The sequence below is a fragment of the Bradyrhizobium sp. SZCCHNR1002 genome (assembly GCF_032381435.1).
Lineage (GTDB): Bacteria > Pseudomonadota > Alphaproteobacteria > Rhizobiales > Xanthobacteraceae > Bradyrhizobium > Bradyrhizobium aeschynomenes.
Window position 1 is genome coordinate 2,223,979 of the sequence record NZ_JAUHIS010000001.1, and the last position, 16,042, is coordinate 2,240,020.

The window sequence follows — 16,042 nt, forward strand, 5'->3', positions numbered from 1 at the left end:
TACGGCGCTTCGACCGCCTGAGACCGTGAGTTTGATGCCCCCGCCCCGCTCCCCCCAGCCGCGCCGCCTGCTCTACGTGGCCAACGAGGATTTCGCCTTTCTCATGCATCGCCTGCCGATGGCGCGTGCTGCGCGCGACGCCGGCTACGAGGTGCATGTGGCGACCAACGTCAATGCGGGCGCGGCCGCAATCGCGGCCGAGCGCTTCGTCCTGCACCCGATCCCGTTCCGGCGCGGCGGCCTGTCGCCGGCTTCGGCCCTGCCCACGGTCCGCGCCATCCGTGCCGTCGAGGCCGCGATCAGGCCTGACGTGATCCACCATTCCGGACTGCAATCGAGCGTGCTCGGCTCGCTGGCCGCGCTCGGAAAGGCCACGCCGGTCGTCAACGCCATGACCGGGCTTGGCTACATCTTCACGTCGTCGAGCTGGCGCTCGCGCCTGCTCAAGCAGGGCCTGCTGTGGCTGCTGCCGCAGCTGATGAACCGGGCGCCGAGCTGCGTGTTGGTGCAGAATCCGGACGATCGCGACGCCCTGCAGACCATGGGCGTCCGGCCCGACAAGATCACGCTGATTCCAGGCTCCGGCGTCGACACCGAGCGCTTCCAGCCGCTGCCCGAGCCGGCCGGACCGATCACGTTCGGCTTCGCCGGACGTCTGCTGACCGACAAGGGGGTCCGCGCCCTGGTCGCCGCGCACCGCCTGCTGCGCCAGCAGGGACACGACCATCAGTTGCTGATCGCCGGCTCGCCTGATCCGGCCAACCCGGCCTCGGTCTCGGCCGAGGAGGTTGCTGCGTGGCGCAGCGAACCCGGCATCACCCTGCTCGGCCAGATCAAGGACATCACCGAGCTCTGGCGGCGCTGCCACATCGCCGTGCTGCCGTCCCATCGCGAAGGGCTACCGGTGAGCCTGCTGGAGGCCGCCGCCTGCGGCCGGCCGCTGGTCTCGACCGATGCGCCCGGCTGCCGCGAGATCGCGATCCCCGACCAGACCGGACTTGCGGTACCGGTCGAAGATTCCGCTGCGCTGGCGGAGGCGATGGCGCGGCTTGCCGCCTCGCCCGAGCTGCGCGCGCGTTACGGACGCGCCGCACGACAGCTCGTCGAGGACAAGCTCTCGGCCAGGATCATCGGGCGCTCGGTGGTGGCGCTCTATGATCGTCTCGCCTCGGCGTCGGGCGCGCCGAGATGATCGCCGATCCCGCCGCCATTCTCGTGGGCATCGCCCTGCTCTCGGCCGCGATGTGCGCCGTGCTGATCGTGCTGCTGCGCCCGCTGTTGCAGCGTTACGCGCTGGCGCGGCCGAATGCGCGCTCCTCGCACAAGATTCCGACGCCGCAAGGCGCCGGCATTGCGGTGGTCGGCGCGACGCTCGTGGTCGGCGGTGCGTTTGCCTCGGTGATGGGCTTTGCACCGCTGCTCATGCTGTTCATCGCGGTGCCGCTGCTGGCGCTGATCGGCCTGGTCGACGACATCAGGCCAATCCCGGTGCTGCCGCGATTCGTCCTGCAGGGGCTCGCCGTCGCCCTGGTCGTTTTCACCGCACCGGACGACCTCCGGCTGTTTCCAATTCCGCTCGCGCTCGAACGCAGCTTGCTGCTGATTGCCGGCCTCTGGTTCGTCAACCTCGTCAACTTCATGGACGGGCTCGACCTGATGACGGTGGCGGAAGCGGTGCCGATCACGGTGACGCTCGTCCTGTTCGGCTTGTCCGCATGGCTGCCGTGGCCGGCGACCGCAATCGCCGCGGCGCTGGGCGGCGCGATGCTCGGCTTCGCACCCTTCAACCGACCAGTGGCGAGAGTCTTTCTCGGCGATGTCGGAAGCCTGCCGATCGGGCTGCTGCTGGGCTGGTGCCTGCTGCATCTGGCCTGGCAGGGATACGTCGCCGCTGCGCTGCTGTTGCCGCTGTATTATCTCGTCGATGCCACCCTCACCCTGCTGCGGCGCATCGCACGGCGCGAGCCGTTCTGGGCCGCACACCGCACGCATTTCTACCAGCGCGCCACCGACAACGGCTTCACCGTCGCCGGCGTGGTCGGCGAGGTGTTCGTCCTCAATATCGTCCTCGCTGCCCTCGCCGGCGTCTCGATCGCGTCGGGCTCCATGGCGATCGATGCCATTCTGATCGTCACCGGCCTCGCGGCGGTTGCTGTCGTGCTCCGCCGCTTTTCGCGTCCGCGATCAGGCGGCGCTTGAGCCGAACTCCGGCACGGCATCCTTCAGCACCGACTTGATCGTCACCGGGTCGTTGCGCGCGATCGCCTGATCGAGCGCCGCGATCCACACCTTCAGCGTCGGCATCGGCGGCTCGTTCGGCGTCGCCGCCATGACGCCGGCCACGCCGATCTCGACCGGCGGCTCCTCGCTGGCAAACAGGATCTCGTTGAGGCGCTCGCCCGGACGGATGCCGGTGAACTTGATCTCGACATCGTAGCCCGGCTGCAGGCCCGACAGGCGGATCATGCGCTCGGCGAGCTCGACGATGCGAACCGGCTGGCCCATGTTCAGCACATAGACCGAGACGTCCGGCCGCTGCGGCGCCAGCGCATGCGACGCCGCGGTGATGACGAGGTCGCAAGCCTCGCGGATGGTCATGAAGTAGCGCACCATATCCGGGTGGGTGACGGTCACCGGACCTCCGGCCTCGATCTGGGCCTTGAACTTCGGCACCACCGAGCCGTTCGACGCCAGCACGTTGCCGAACCGTACCGAGATCAGCCGCATCGGCGGCCGGCCCGCCGGCCGCTCGGCGAGTTGCCGATCGAGCGCCTGACAATACATCTCGGCGAAGCGCTTGGTGAGACCGAGCATCGAGACCGGCTCGATCGCCTTGTCGGTCGAGATCATCACCATCGCCTCGGCGCCTGCGGCCACCGCGGCGTCGGCCACGTTGATCGAGCCGAAGATGTTGGTCTTGACGCCCTCGCTCCAGTCACGTTCGAGGATCGGCACGTGCTTCAGCGCGGCGGCGTGAAACACCAGGTCAGGCTTGAACTCGCCGACCAGCGCGAACACCCGGTCGCGATCGCGGATGTCGGCGATGCGGCCCTCGACGGCGACATTCGCCTCGCTGTCCGCCGCGAGCACCTCGGTGATCGCGTAGAGTGCCGGCTCGGAGTTCTCGAGAATGAGCAGCCGCGCCGCACCGAACGCCACGACGCGTTGGCAGATCTCGGCTCCGATCGAGCCGCCACCGCCGGTCACGACGACCGCTTTGCCCCGCACCAGCGCCTCCAGCCGGCCGTAGTCGATCTTCTCGCTCGGCCGCAGCAGGAGATCCTCGACGGCAACGGGGGCCAGCCGCGGCGCATCACCGCTCTCCAGCGACGGCAGGCGGCTGACGATCAGGCGCAGCCGGCGCGCCCGCATCAGAAAGGTCTCCGGATGGCAGTCTGGCTCGAATGCCGTCGGCATCATCAGCGCGCGCGCGATCGGCCGCTCGCGCCGGGCGAAGTCAGCCGCGACGTCCTCCACGTCATCGATGCCGCCGAGCACGGGAACGCCGCGGATCAGCTGTCCACGATCGGCCATCGACGGCGACAGGATCCCGATCGGCCAGATCCGCTTGACCGCGCCGCTCTCGATGCCCCGCAGCACGACCTCGGCATCGGCGGCACGCCCGATCAAGAGCGCCGGTGCAGCGTCCTCGGACCTCGCATGCCTCCGCACCCGCGTGTAGCGGAAATAGCGATAGGCAAAGCGCAGTGCGCTCAGACCGAAGATCTCCAGGAACCAATAGAGGATGATCGTCAGCTTGCCGAAGAAGAAGCTGCCGCGGACATTCGGCGCGACGATGATGTAGTCGAGCACCAGCAGCGCCAGCGTCAGCACGGTGGCGACGCGAACGATGTTGAGGGCATCAGGCAGCGAGATGAAGCGCCACTTCGTCGTCAGCAGATTGGAGAAATAGAAGACCACGAAGCTGAAGGCGATGAAGTAAGGCAGCAGCTGCAGCAGCAGCGGCACCCGCTCCCAGAACGTGCTGGCGCCTTCGAAGCGGATGTAGAACGCCGCGAACAGCGCGACGACGCTGACCACGAGGTCATGCGCGGCGATCAGCAGGTTGCGGGAGGTCAGCTGGGACAGACGTGTCATGGCGCGAGCGGCCCCTGCGCCACGTCCGGCTTCGTCCGTGATCGCAGCACCATGCCGCCGGCCACGCCGACGCCGATCACGTACATCCATCCCTCGTGAAAATCGAAGATGTGGGAGTTGAACAGCGAAGTGAAGATGTTCTGCACGACCACGAGAAGCCCGATCCACGGCACGAGACCATCGCCGCGGAACAGCAGCAGATGAGCAGCCCACATCGCATAGAGAATGACGACCCCGAGCGTCCCCCATTGGACGGCGACGTTGAGCGTCTGGTTGTGCGGATTGCCGACCACGGTGCTGCCGGCGAGATCCGTGCGGCCGCTCGCGGCCAGCTCGAACAGATGCCGCGTGGAGCCCGAGCCGTGCCCGATCAGCGGGGCATCGGCGAAGAAGCGCAGGGACTTGCGCCAGAACTCCAGCCGCTCGCCGATCGACGTGACCCCGCGATCATTCCGGTAGTCCTGATACTGCGTCGTGAACGTCGCGACCTTGCTCTGCAATTGCGGCGAGACGAACCAGGCGGCCAGAGCAAGCACGAGCGCGCTGACGGCGATCATGAGGTTGGCGCGCCATTTCAGGTGGATCAACCCGAACACGGCGAGCAGAATCGGAATCGTCACCAGCGCGGTGCGCGAGACGACGATGAAGATCATGTTGGCCAGGAAGGCGAACATGATCGCGGTGAGAACGCTGGCCGGCACGAAGCGGCGGGCGCGCAACAGCTGCGCGATGGGATAGGCCAGCGCGACGGCGCAGAGCGAGAATTCCTGGCCCTGGTCGATGTAGTTCTTCACGAAGATGCCACGATCGGCGTTGGCTTTCAGCGCCAGCGCCGGATTGAACGCGACCGCGGTCGACATCACGACCATCAGCACGCAGGAGGCGAGAAAGGCGGAGAACACCCACAGGCCACGCTCGGAGCGCTGGAAGTGATAGAGCAGCGCCGGCAGCACCAGGAGCTTGGCTGCCGGCCCGACCGCGTAGAGCCGCACGCCCCAGGCTGCGTCAGACCACAAGGTCCCGACCAAGGCCAGCACGAACAGCGCGATCGGCGCCAGCGAAATCGGCTGCTTCAGAATCTTCAGCAGGCGCTCGAAATCGAGATACGGCACCATCGTGATCAGCATGACGACGCCGAGGATCGACACCAGCGACGTCGACCATGGCAGCGACGCCGCCAGCAATATCGCCACGACGTCGACGGTGGTGCGCCACGCCGCGGGATCGCGCCACCGGCGCGCCAGCAGCGCCGGGCCGGGATGACCTGCGAGCGCGCTCATCGCACCTCGCTCCGGGCGCGGTCCACCAGCGCAGTCGTGCTGTGCCCCCTGAGGATGTCGATCAGGATCACCTCGCCGCCCGCCGCTTCGACGACCTCGTGTCCGACGACCTGCTCGCGCGTGTAGTCGCCGCCCTTGACCAGCACGCTCGGCCGCACCAGCTCGATCAGGCGCAGCGGCGTATCCTCGGCGAAGATGGCGACCAGATCCACGGCCTCCAGCGCAGCCAGCACCTCGGCGCGGGCCCGCTCGTCCTGCACGGGCCGGCTCTCGCCCTTCAGCCGCTTGACCGAGGCATCGCTGTTCAATCCGACCACGAGACGGTCGCAGGCGGCGCGCGCCGCGGTCAGCACCTTCACGTGACCGGGATGCAGAATGTCGAAACAGCCATTGGTGAAGCCGACGCGCAGGCCCTCGCCTCGCCAAGCGGCGACGCGAGCCGCGAGCTCGGTATCGCTCTCGATGATTTTCTCCTCGGCCGCACGATAGGCATGCGGCAGAATCTTCCGGCGGAGCTCAGCCGAGGTCACGCTGGCTGTGCCCTGCTTGCTGACGGCCACCGCCGCTGCCGCACTCGCCATCCGCAAAGCGTCCTCCCAGCCGGCTCCGGCCGCCAGCGTCGCGGCGAGAACGGCCACCACGGTGTCGCCGGCGCCAGAGACGTCGCGCACCTTGACCGGGTAGGCCGGCACGTGAATCGGGTTGGCCTGCCGAGGCACCAGCGTCATGCCGCGCTCGCTCTGGGTGACCAGGATCGCCTCGCAGTCCGCGAGATAGATCGCATCCTGCGCCGCGACCGCAATCTCCTGCTCCGTTTCGGCGCGGCTACGGGTCGCTTCGGAAAACTCCTTGCGGTTCGGCGTGAGCACGCTGGCGCCGCGGTAGATCGCGAGATTTGCGCTCTTGGGATCGACGATCACGCGCTTGCCGGCCTTGCGCGCCGCGTCGATCACGTTGCGCAAGACGCGCGCCGTCAACACGCCCTTGGCGTAATCCGACAGCAGCACGATGTCGGCACGCGCAAGCAATGGCAGGATGGCCGCAATCAGCTTCTGTTCGATCTCACCCGATGCCGGGACGGCGCGCTCCCAGTCCGCGCGCAGCATGTGCGTGGAGAAATGCTCGGACACGAAGCGCACCTTGCGGGTGGTCGGCCGCGACGGATCGCGCACCAGCACGCTTTCGATACCCGCCTCCTTGGCGAGCTCGGCCCCGAGCTGGTCGCCGGCCGAGTCCTGGCCAATCAGGCCGACGAAGATGCAGCGGGCGCCGAGCGCGGCAATGTTGCGCGCGACATTGCCGGCGCCGCCGATATTGATCTCGCTGCGCTGGACCGCGATCACAGGCGCGGGCGCCTCGGGTGAAATCCGCGAGACCTCGCCGTAGACGAACTCGTCCAGCATCAGGTCACCGACGCATAGCACCGTCTGGCGGGCGATCGCTTGCGAGAGATCGTCGAAGTCGAACATCAGCGGCAGTCTCGGTGCAGGTGGCTCAATGTAGGCGTCTAGCGGAAGCGGTCGGCGGAATCGAGATAGTCCCGGACATAGCCGGCGACCGCATCCTCGAGCGGCGTGAAGCCGCCGTTGTAGCCGGCCGCCACGAGGCGGTCGACCTTGCTCTGGGTGAAATACTGGTAGCTGCCGCGAATCGCCTCGGGCATGTCGACATACTCGATCCGGGGAGTCGTTCCGATGGTCGCATAGGCCGCCAGCATCATGTCCTTGAAGCTGCGCGCCTGGCCTGTGCCGACGTTGAACAGCCCGGAGACCGATGGCGAGGCGAGGAGCCACAGCATCACGCGCACCACGTCGTCGACATGAATGAAATCGCGGCGCTGGTCGCCGTCGGCGATCCCCTCTCGATGCGACTTGAACAGCTGCAGGGTGTGCCCGGCCTTGATGTCGTCGAAGCGGCGGGTCAGCACGCTCATCATCGATCCCTTGTGGTACTCGTTGGGACCGAACACGTTGAAGAATTTCAGGCCGGCATATTGCGGCGGCAGCCGCTCGCCGCGCGCGGCGCGCGCTGCGACCGCCATGTCGAACAGATGCTTGCTCCAGCCATAGAGGTTCATCGGCCGCAGGGTCTTGAGCGCCGCGAGCGAGGGATCATCGTCGAACCCCCGCGCGCCATCGCCATAGGTGGCCGCCGAGGACGCGTAGATGAACGGCGTCAGGTTGGCCGTGCACCAGTCGAGCAGTTGCAGCGAGCTGCGAAAATTGCGCTCCATCACGAGATCGCCGTCGGTGACCGTGGTGGCGGAGATGGCGCCCATGTGCAGGACGGCGTCGAGCCGGCGGCCTCTGAGCCATTCGGCAAGCTCGGATGGCGGCACGACATCCGCCAGTTGCCGCTTGGCCAGATTGCGCCACTTGCCCTCGCTGCCGAGCGTGTCGCAGACGACGACGTCGGTGCGGCCGGCGTCGTTCAGCGCCGCGACCAGATTCGATCCGATAAAGCCGGCGCCGCCGGTCACCAGCAACATTGCGCAACCCGTCCTGATCCCGAAAAACCCGGCCCTCGCGTAGCGCATGCGAGGGGAAAGTGTAAGCGCTTTGGTGACGGCCAGGTCCGGCCCACTTTACCTGCGGCGGCCGAGCGGCTACCAGCGCCGCTGAGCCAGGCAGTCAAAGAATGAACTTGAATTCGTCCAAGATCGAGGTCGACACGGCGGACACCAGCCCGATCCTGATCATTCCCTACATGTGGATCGGCGACTTCGTCCGTGGCCACACCGTGGTGCGGGTGCTCAAGGAGCGCTGGCCGAATCGCCCGGTGGACCTGCTCGTCACCTCGCTGTGCGCGCCGCTGGTCGATTACATGCCCGGGGTCCGCGCCGGCATCGTCTGGGACCTGCCGCGCAGCCGGCTGGCGCTCGGCCGGCAGTGGCAGCTCGCCAGCCTGTTGCGCGAGCGCCACTACCGGACCGCGCTGGTGATGCCGCGGACCTGGAAATCGGCGCTGGCGCCCGCCCTTGCCGCGATTCCGGAACGGGTCGGCTTTGTCGGCGAGGTCCGCTTCGGCTTGCTCAATCGCTGGCGCTGGGGCGAGAAGGCCCTGCCGCGCTTCATCGACAAGAATGCCGCCCTCGCCCTGCCCGATGGTGCGCCGCTGCCGCCGGAATGGCCGGTGCCGCAACTGCGGGTACCCCCGGGGGACGTCGCGCGCTGGCGCGAGGCCAATGGCCTGGGGAACCGGCCGGCCGTTGCGCTGGCGCCGGGGTCTGTCGGCGCCGCCAAGCGCTGGCCGTTCTACGGCGAGGCCGCCCGGTTGCTGCTCGACGCCGGCCTCGACGTCTGGGTGGTCGGCGGCCCCGGCGAGAAGGCGCTGGCGGCCGAGATCGTCGCCACAGGCGGCCCTGCTGTCCGGGACCTGACCGGAACCGATCTGCGCAACGGGATCCTGGCCATGGCCGCCGCCGCGGTCGCCATCTCCAATGATTCGGGCCTCATGCACATCGCCGCGGCGTTGGGGACGCCGACCATGGGCATCTTTGGCCCCACCAGCCCATACCACTGGGCGCCGCTGAACGGCCTGGCCGCGACCGTGCAGACCAAGACCCAGGTACCCTGCCAGCCTTGCCACCGCCCGGTCTGCCGGATGAACGACCATCGCTGCATGCGCGACATCCCGGCCACCGATGTCGCCGCCATCGCCCAGCGCGTGCTGGCTGACGCGGCGATCCCGGTCGCGCCCTAGCTTGCGCTGAGGCATCGCGCCCCATACACCAGCCCCATCGCCACCCGAGCCATCATCGTGACCTGCGCACCGGACGACCTGATCGCCAGCCATCTCGCCCGCTCCCGCGCGGCGATGGAGCGCGCGGCCGGCGATGCCGCGATGCTGGCCAGCGCCGGACGGATCGCGGCGGCGATCATCACGGCGCTGCGCGGCGGCCACAAGCTCCTGATCGTCGGCAATGGCGGCAGCGCGGCGGATGCCCAGCACATCGCCGCCGAGATCGTCGGCCGCTACAAGCAGGAGCGACCGGCCTGGGCGGCGATCGCGCTGACCACCGACACCTCGGCGCTGACCGCGATCGGCAACGATTACGGCTTCGATCAGATCTTCGCCCGCCAGGTCGAGGGGCTCGGCGCACGGGACGACGTGCTGCTGGCGATCTCGACCTCCGGGCGCTCGCCGAGCATCCTCAATGCGCTGCGCAAGGCGCGCGAGCGCGGGCTGGTCACAATCGGCTTCACCGGCGCCAAGGGCCTTTCGATGGGCGATCTCTGCGACGAGCTGCTGGTCGCGCCGAGCGACGATACGCCGCTGATCCAGCAGATCCACCTCGCCACCGCACACGGCATCTGCGAGGCGATCGAGGCGGCGCTGATGCGGGACGAGACCTAGATGACCACCGCTCCCCTGAAGCCGGCGGCGTTTCTCGACCGCGACGGCGTCATCAATCATGACGACAACTATATCGGCTCGCCCGAGCGCATCCGCTGGATGCCGAACGTGGCGGCTGCGATCCGGCGGCTCAATGAGGCCGGTTATCACGTCTTCCTGTTCACCAACCAATCCGGCGTCGCGCGCGGGCTGTTCAGCGAGGACGACGTACTCAGCCTGCACGACTGGATGCGGGCCGAGCTTGCGGCGCAGGGCGCAGTGATCGACGACATCCGCTATTGCCCGTACCACACCGAGGGCTCCGTCGCGGAATATCTGCGCGAGCATCCCTGGCGCAAGCCGGCGCCGGGCATGATCCTCGATCTGATGCAGCACTGGCCGATCAGGCGCGAGGGCAGCTTCGTGATCGGGGACCGCGCCTCCGACATCGCGGCCGCGGAAGCCGCCGGCCTGCCCGGCTTCCTGTTCGCCGGCGGCGACCTCGATGCGTTCGTCGCCGAGGTCATCGCTCAGACCAATCCGCGATAGACCGCGGCGATCTTCTCCGCCTCGGCCTCGAGGCTGAACCTTTCCACCACGCGCGTCCGCGCCCGCTCTCCCATCGCGCGCGCCGCGGCCGGATCCCGCATCAGCGGCTCGAGCGCTGCGACCAGCGCGTCGACGTCGCCCGGCGGCACCAGCTTTCCCGTCACACCCTCCTCCACCACGATCTCCGCAGCACCTGCGCGCGCCGCGACCAGCGCAGCGCCGGCGGCCATGGCTTCGATCAAGGTCAGGCCGAAACCTTCGTTGCGCGAGGTGAAGGCGTAGATCGTCAGCCGCTGATACCAGCGCTGGACCTCGGCGATGTCGAGCTCGCCGGTGATGACGATGCGCTGCTCGAGGCCTGCGGCGGCGATCTGCTTCCTCAGCTCGGCCGCGAACGGCATCTGCTCGGGCGTCACGGCGCCGACCAGCACGGCGGAGAAATCCGGATGGCGCGGCAAGAGCCGGCACATCGCCGCGACGAACACGTCGCTGCCCTTCTGCGCGCGCACGCGGCCGAAGCAGCCGATGGCGTATTTGCCGGGAAGGCCGCTCTCGGCAAACGCCGTGGCGCGATCGGCCGGCGGCGTGTAGACCTCGGTGTCGACGCCATGCGTGATGACGGTCGCCGCGCGCTTCAGATAGGACGCCGAGATGTCGCTGGTGGCGATGATCGCGTCCATGCGGCGGATCAGCCAGCGCGTGATCCAGCTGTGATGGCGCTGCGCGGCCGAGGTGAACACCAGCTTGAACGGCCAGCCGAGCGCGCGCAGGAGCACGCCGATGATCATCTCGTCATTGCGGCGCGCGTGCCAGATCAGCGACCGGCGCCGGCGCCAAACGGCAAGAAGATCGCGCGCGGTCATCCGCGCGATCCCCTCCGGCGCGTAGGTGCCGAGCCACGCCGCACGCACGAGTTTCGCCAGCTTCGGCGCCACCATGCGGTTGGTCGCCGTCACGCCGGAATAGCGCCGGTGCAGGTTCGGCACGATCACGTCGAGATCCCCAGCGGAAAAAGGCTCGGCTTGCACCATCAACTCCAATTCTACCGGTTCCCTATACGCAACATTAAGCACGCCCGCCAGTTCGCCATTCCCGCAACAGGTCCTTCATTTCGGCGGCGTTAGTCTGCCGCAAAACAAACAGGGATCGCGTCAAGCAATGACCGTGCTCGTGACCGGCGGCGCCGGCTATATCGGCAGCCACATGGTGCTGGCGCTGGCGGAAGCCGGCGAGAGCGTCGTGGTGATCGACAATCTCTCCACCGGCTTCTCCGGCTTCGTGCCCGACAGCGTGCCGCTGTTCATCGGCGATGCCGGCGACGAGAACCTCGTCGACGGCGTCATCAGCCAGCACGGCGTCGACAGCATCATCCATTTCGCGGGCTCGATCGTGGTGCCGGAATCGGTCCGCGATCCCCTGCTGTACTACCGCAACAACACCATGACCACGCGCAGCCTGCTGAATGCGGCGGTCAAGCGCGGCGTCAGCCGCTTCATCTTCTCCTCCACCGCCGCGGTCTACGGCAATCCGGAGCAGATCCCGGTGCCCGAGACCGCGCCGACGCGGCCGACCTCGCCCTATGGCAGCTCGAAGCTGATGACCGAGATCATGCTGCACGACGTCGCCGCGGCGCACGATCTCAACTACGCCGTGCTGCGCTATTTCAACGTCGCCGGCGCCGATCCGCACGGCCGCGTCGGACTCGCCTCGGTCGGCGCCACGCATCTGATGAAGATCGCGATGGAGGTCGCCACCGGCCAGCGCGCCAAGATCGACGTCTACGGCACCGATTATCCGACGCCGGACGGCACCTGCGTCCGCGATTTCATCCATGTCAGCGACCTCGCCCAGGTGCACCGCGCCGCGCTGGCCTATCTGCGCGGCGGCGGCAGCTCGGTCACGCTGAATTGTGGGTATGGCCGCGGCTATTCCGTGCTCGAGACCATCGAGGCCGTCCGCCGCGTGTCCGACCGGGCCATTCCGGTGCAATACGGGCCGCGCCGGCCGGGCGACATGATGGCCATGGTCGCCGATACCAGCCGTTTGAGGGCGCTGCTCGACTGGACGCCGGCCTATGACGATCTGGAAACGATCGCCGCCCATGCGCTGGCCTGGGAGCAGAAACTGTTCCTGGAACGCCACAGCGATCAGGAGCAGCGGGCCTCGGCCTAGAATCAACGACTTAGCCGGACGACGGGGGGCTTGAAAAAGCCGCCCCGAGCGGGCAAGCACACTTGGCCGCCCGGCGATTTGCCCGCGCGGCCAGGGACCAGAATGGCCGAATTTCCGAAGAAGATCACCGACGATCCCTATGGCGCCGCGATCCTGATCCGCCGCCTGGTCATGGAACAGGGCATCGTCTACTGGCGCCGCTATCTCACGGCCTTTGCGCTGATGGCGGTCTCGGCCGGCGCCAGCGCCGGCGCGGCCTACATCCTGGGACAGGTCATCAACAAGGCCTATGTCGACCGCAGCATTCCCGGCATCGCGGTGCTCTCCGGCGTCACCGTCATCCTGCTGTTCGTCAAGGGCGTCTCGACCTACGGCTATGCGGTGATCCTGTCGAAGATCTCGAACGCGATCCTCGCCAACAACCAGCGCGCGCTGTTCGCCAAGCTGATGAGCGAGAGCATCAGCTTCTTCTCCGAGCGCCACTCCTCGGAGTTCCTGGCGCGCCTCACCGCCGGCGCCAAGTCGATCACCGACGTCCTGACCATGCTGATCAACGCGATCGGCCGCGACCTCTTGCTGCTGATCAGCATGATCATCGTGATGATCTCGCAGGACCCCTGGATGTCGCTGCTCGGCCTCGTCGTGGTGCCGCCGGCGATGATCGTGCTGCGCAAGCTGGTCAAGCGCATCAAGGGCCTCGCGCACAGCCAGTTCACCGGCAATGCCGACATCCTCGAGACCATGCAGGAATCGTTGCAGGGCATCCGCACCGTCAAGGCGTTCACGCTCGAGGACGCGATGCGCGCGCGCATCGACGAGAACATCGCGGTGGTCGAGCGCAACGCCAACAAGATGGCCCGCGTCTCCAACCGCTCCAACCCGCTGATGGAGATGCTCGGCGGCTTCGCGGTCGCCGGCTGCCTGATGTATGGCGGCTATGCGGTGATCGCGCTGAACGCCACGCCCGGCCAGTTCTTCTCCTTCATGACCGCCTTCCTGATGGCGACCGAGCCGGCGAAGCGGCTGGCGCGGCTCAACATCGACCTCAACAGCCAGCTCGTCGGCGCCCGCATGCTGCTCGAAGTGGTCGACAGCCCCGCCAGCGAGCAGCCCGACGACGACAAGCCGGCGCTGAAGCTGACGCAAGCCAGAATCGAGCTGCGCGACGTCTCCTTCGCCTATCGCGACAACGAGCCGGTGCTCAACCGCATGAGCTTTACAGCCGAGCCCGGCAAGGTCACCGCTTTGGTCGGCCCGTCCGGCGGCGGCAAGTCGACGGTGCTGGCGCTGCTGTTGCGCTTCTACGAGGCCACCGAGGGCGACATCCTGATCGACGGCCAGTCGATCTCGCAGGTGTCGCGCCGCTCCCTGCGCGAGCAGACCGCCTATGTCGGCCAGGACGTCTATCTGTTCCGCGACTCGATCCGCGCCAACATCGCCTTCGGCAAGCCCGGCGCCACCGAGGCCGAGATCATCGAGGCGGCGAAGGCGGCCTGCGCGCACGACTTCATCATGAGCTTCCCGCTCGGCTACGACACGCCGGTCGGCGAGCACGGCACGCAGCTGTCCGGCGGCCAGCGCCAGCGCATCGCGGTGGCGCGCGCGCTGATCCGCAACGCGCCGATCATCCTGCTCGACGAGGCCACCGCGGCGCTGGATTCGGAATCCGAGCGGCAGGTGCAGGAGGCGATCGAGCATCTCTGCCAGAACCGCACCACGATCGTCATCGCGCATCGCCTGCACACAATCATGAACGCCGACGCCATCCTCGTGGTCGAGGCCGGCGACATCGTCGAGCGGGGCCGGCATGACGATCTGTTGCGCCGTGGCGGCCGCTATGCTTCGTTCTTCCGCCTGCAACAGCGCGACATGGGGCCGAACGTCATCCCCATGACCGCGACATCCTGAAAAGCCCATTTCACCGCATCGAGACCTTTCATGAGCTCCACCGTCATCCCGGCCTTCCCGCAGCCCTCTCTTCCCGTCGTCGGCGAAGCCGGTGTCTTCCCGGTCCGCCGCATCTGGTGCGTCGGCCGCAACTATCTCGAGCACATCCGCGAGATGGGCAATGACGAGCGCGATCCGCCGTTCTTCTTCGCCAAGCACGCCGACATGCTGGCGCCCGAGGGCGCCGTCATCCCCTACCCGCCGCTGACCCAGGACATGCATCACGAGGTCGAGCTGGTGGTCGCGCTCAAGAGCGGCGGCCTGAACATTCCGACCGACAAGGCGCTGGACCACGTCTACGGCTACGCCGTCGGCATCGACCTCACCCGCCGCGACCTGCAGCTCGCCTCCCGCAAGATGCAGCGCCCCTGGGAGGTCGGAAAGTCGTTCGACCATTCCGCGCCGTGCTCGGCTGTGGTGCCCGCCGCCAAGATCGGCCATCCCGCGAAGGGCAAGATCTGGCTGTCGGTCAACGGCACCGAGCGCCAGACCGGCGACCTCTCCGAGCTGATCTGGAACGTGCCGGAGATCATCTGGAAGCTGTCCCAGCAGGTCGAACTCGCCGCCGGCGACGTCATCATGACCGGCACCCCTGCCGGCGTCGCAGCCGTGGTGGCCGGCGACAAGATCGAATGCGGCGTCGACGGCGTCGGAACGCTGAAGGTGAGCATCGGGCCGGCGGCGAAGTAAGCGGTTCAAAACTCGATATCTGCAAGGCCGCGCTGCTGCGCGGCCTTTTCCACAGCTGTCATGCCCGCGAAGGCGGGCATCCAGTACGCCGCGGCTCCTCGATTCATCACCACCGCCTCTGGAATACTGGATCGTCCGCCTCTGCGGACGATGACACCTGGTGGCTTGGCAGAGCGCCCGCCCCAAACTCCGTCATTGCGAGCGCAGCGGAGCAGTCCAGGGCGTCACGAGGACGCTGGTTTGCTTCGCTGCGCCGCTGCGCTCGCGATGACGCAAGCGGCAACACTGATCCACAATCTCAAACAGCATCGCGTCGAGGGAACGAGCATCCACCTTCTCGCGACGCATTCCGCGCCCGAGTGATGCTCCAACTCCCGCCCTCTCCAGATGGAGGGCGCAGGGAAGGCCGGGCGCTGGCCGCGCCCGTGGCCCGCCTGCAAACAAAAAAGCAGGCGGCAGTCACCACAGGTCTGGCCGAACACACCCGGCCTTCCCCGCGCGATGGTTTTAACAGGCTATAGCGTGCTCTTCCTGGTGCACCGGGCTTTCTGGCCACCATGTCGCGCAATGCGCTGTCGCGCATTACGCTGGATACTAGCATCGGAGTATCAGAACCACACGCCTTCACCGTCCGCGAGAAAAGCGTTCGTCCGTGCTCATCACACGCCGCCGCCCCGCGTCCACCGCTCCCCGCTGCCAACGTCCGTGACGACCGCGAACCGTCCCCTACCGTGCAACGGGATGGACGGACCATAATGCTGATTTCGGGGAAAAGAAAGCACTTTATGTTTTTCCGAATCACTTGACACTTTCCTTTTGCAGGCCGCGAATTGATTTGCCCGACGAGCTGCCCCGCGTTCAGATACCACCAACCACAAGTCGTTTTTTGCTCGCTTTACAACAAAATCGATCTATTCTTGAGTACCTTTTGATGGAGTCGTCAAGTGTCACGACCAAAGTCGCTATCTGCG

General features: G+C 67.2%; 13 protein-coding genes. 8 read left to right on the plus strand and 5 right to left on the minus strand.

Annotation, left to right across the window (positions count from 1 at the left end):
• Positions 1–34 precede the first annotated feature (34 nt).
• Complete coding sequence (locus QX108_RS09855) at positions 35–1,192, plus strand: glycosyltransferase family 4 protein (protein ID WP_315781494.1); 1,158 nt, start codon at positions 35–37, stop codon at positions 1,190–1,192.
• Complete coding sequence (locus tag QX108_RS09860; RefSeq protein ID WP_315781498.1) at positions 1,189–2,199, plus strand: glycosyl transferase; 1,011 nt, start codon at positions 1,189–1,191, stop codon at positions 2,197–2,199. The genes QX108_RS09855 and QX108_RS09860 overlap by 4 nt, the downstream gene beginning before the upstream one ends.
• Here QX108_RS09860 and QX108_RS09865 read toward each other — a convergent pair.
• Genes QX108_RS09865 through rfaD form a run of 4 tightly spaced genes read right to left on the minus strand, consistent with a single transcriptional unit; the run spans position 2,185 to position 7,866 of the window.
• Positions 2,185–4,098, minus strand: coding sequence for an SDR family NAD(P)-dependent oxidoreductase (locus QX108_RS09865; protein WP_315781501.1), 1,914 nt, complete (start codon positions 4,096–4,098; stop codon positions 2,185–2,187). The genes QX108_RS09860 and QX108_RS09865 overlap by 15 nt on opposite strands.
• Positions 4,095–5,378: an O-antigen ligase family protein gene (locus QX108_RS09870; RefSeq protein WP_315781504.1), complete on the minus strand. Its 1,284-nt coding sequence runs from the start codon at positions 5,376–5,378 to the stop codon at positions 4,095–4,097. Before QX108_RS09870 ends, QX108_RS09865 begins: the two co-directional genes overlap by 4 nt.
• Complete coding sequence (rfaE1, locus tag QX108_RS09875; RefSeq protein WP_315781507.1) at positions 5,375–6,847, minus strand: D-glycero-beta-D-manno-heptose-7-phosphate kinase; 1,473 nt, start codon at positions 6,845–6,847, stop codon at positions 5,375–5,377. The genes QX108_RS09870 and rfaE1 overlap by 4 nt, the downstream gene beginning before the upstream one ends.
• Positions 6,848–6,885: 38 nt before the next feature.
• Entirely contained in the window at positions 6,886–7,866 is a 981-nt protein-coding gene (gene rfaD, locus QX108_RS09880; RefSeq protein ID WP_315781510.1) for an ADP-glyceromanno-heptose 6-epimerase, read from the minus strand.
• Positions 7,867–8,015: 149 nt separating this feature from the next.
• On the opposite strand from rfaD, the gene waaF reads away from it, so the two are divergent.
• From waaF to QX108_RS09895, 3 genes are read left to right on the plus strand one after another with little or no spacing between them, the layout of a single operon-like run.
• Positions 8,016–9,080 (plus strand): lipopolysaccharide heptosyltransferase II, encoded by a 1,065-nt coding sequence (gene waaF, locus QX108_RS09885; RefSeq protein ID WP_315781513.1) that lies wholly within the window; start codon positions 8,016–8,018, stop codon positions 9,078–9,080.
• Between the two features lie 57 nt (positions 9,081–9,137).
• Positions 9,138–9,734: a D-sedoheptulose 7-phosphate isomerase gene (locus tag QX108_RS09890; RefSeq protein ID WP_315781516.1), complete on the plus strand. Its 597-nt coding sequence runs from the start codon at positions 9,138–9,140 to the stop codon at positions 9,732–9,734.
• Complete coding sequence (locus tag QX108_RS09895; protein ID WP_315721167.1) at positions 9,735–10,262, plus strand: HAD family hydrolase; 528 nt, start codon at positions 9,735–9,737, stop codon at positions 10,260–10,262.
• Here the strand turns inward: QX108_RS09895 and QX108_RS09900 are convergent.
• Positions 10,244–11,293: a glycosyltransferase family 4 protein gene (locus QX108_RS09900; RefSeq protein ID WP_315781520.1), complete on the minus strand. Its 1,050-nt coding sequence runs from the start codon at positions 11,291–11,293 to the stop codon at positions 10,244–10,246. The two genes, QX108_RS09895 and QX108_RS09900, sit on opposite strands and share 19 nt — an antisense overlap.
• A gap of 127 nt (positions 11,294–11,420) precedes the next feature.
• Between QX108_RS09900 and galE the strand changes: the two genes are divergently transcribed.
• The 3 genes from galE to QX108_RS09915 all read left to right on the plus strand — a co-directional run bounded on the left by galE (position 11,421) and on the right by QX108_RS09915 (position 15,071).
• Positions 11,421–12,434, plus strand: a complete 1,014-nt coding sequence (gene galE, locus QX108_RS09905; RefSeq protein WP_315781523.1) for a UDP-glucose 4-epimerase GalE — start codon at positions 11,421–11,423, stop codon at positions 12,432–12,434.
• A gap of 102 nt (positions 12,435–12,536) precedes the next feature.
• Positions 12,537–14,342: an ABC transporter ATP-binding protein gene (locus QX108_RS09910; RefSeq protein ID WP_315781526.1), complete on the plus strand. Its 1,806-nt coding sequence runs from the start codon at positions 12,537–12,539 to the stop codon at positions 14,340–14,342.
• A 30-nt stretch (positions 14,343–14,372) separates the two neighbouring features.
• Positions 14,373–15,071 (plus strand): fumarylacetoacetate hydrolase family protein, encoded by a 699-nt coding sequence (locus QX108_RS09915; RefSeq protein WP_315781529.1) that lies wholly within the window; start codon positions 14,373–14,375, stop codon positions 15,069–15,071.
• Positions 15,072–16,042: the final 971 nt, after the last annotated feature.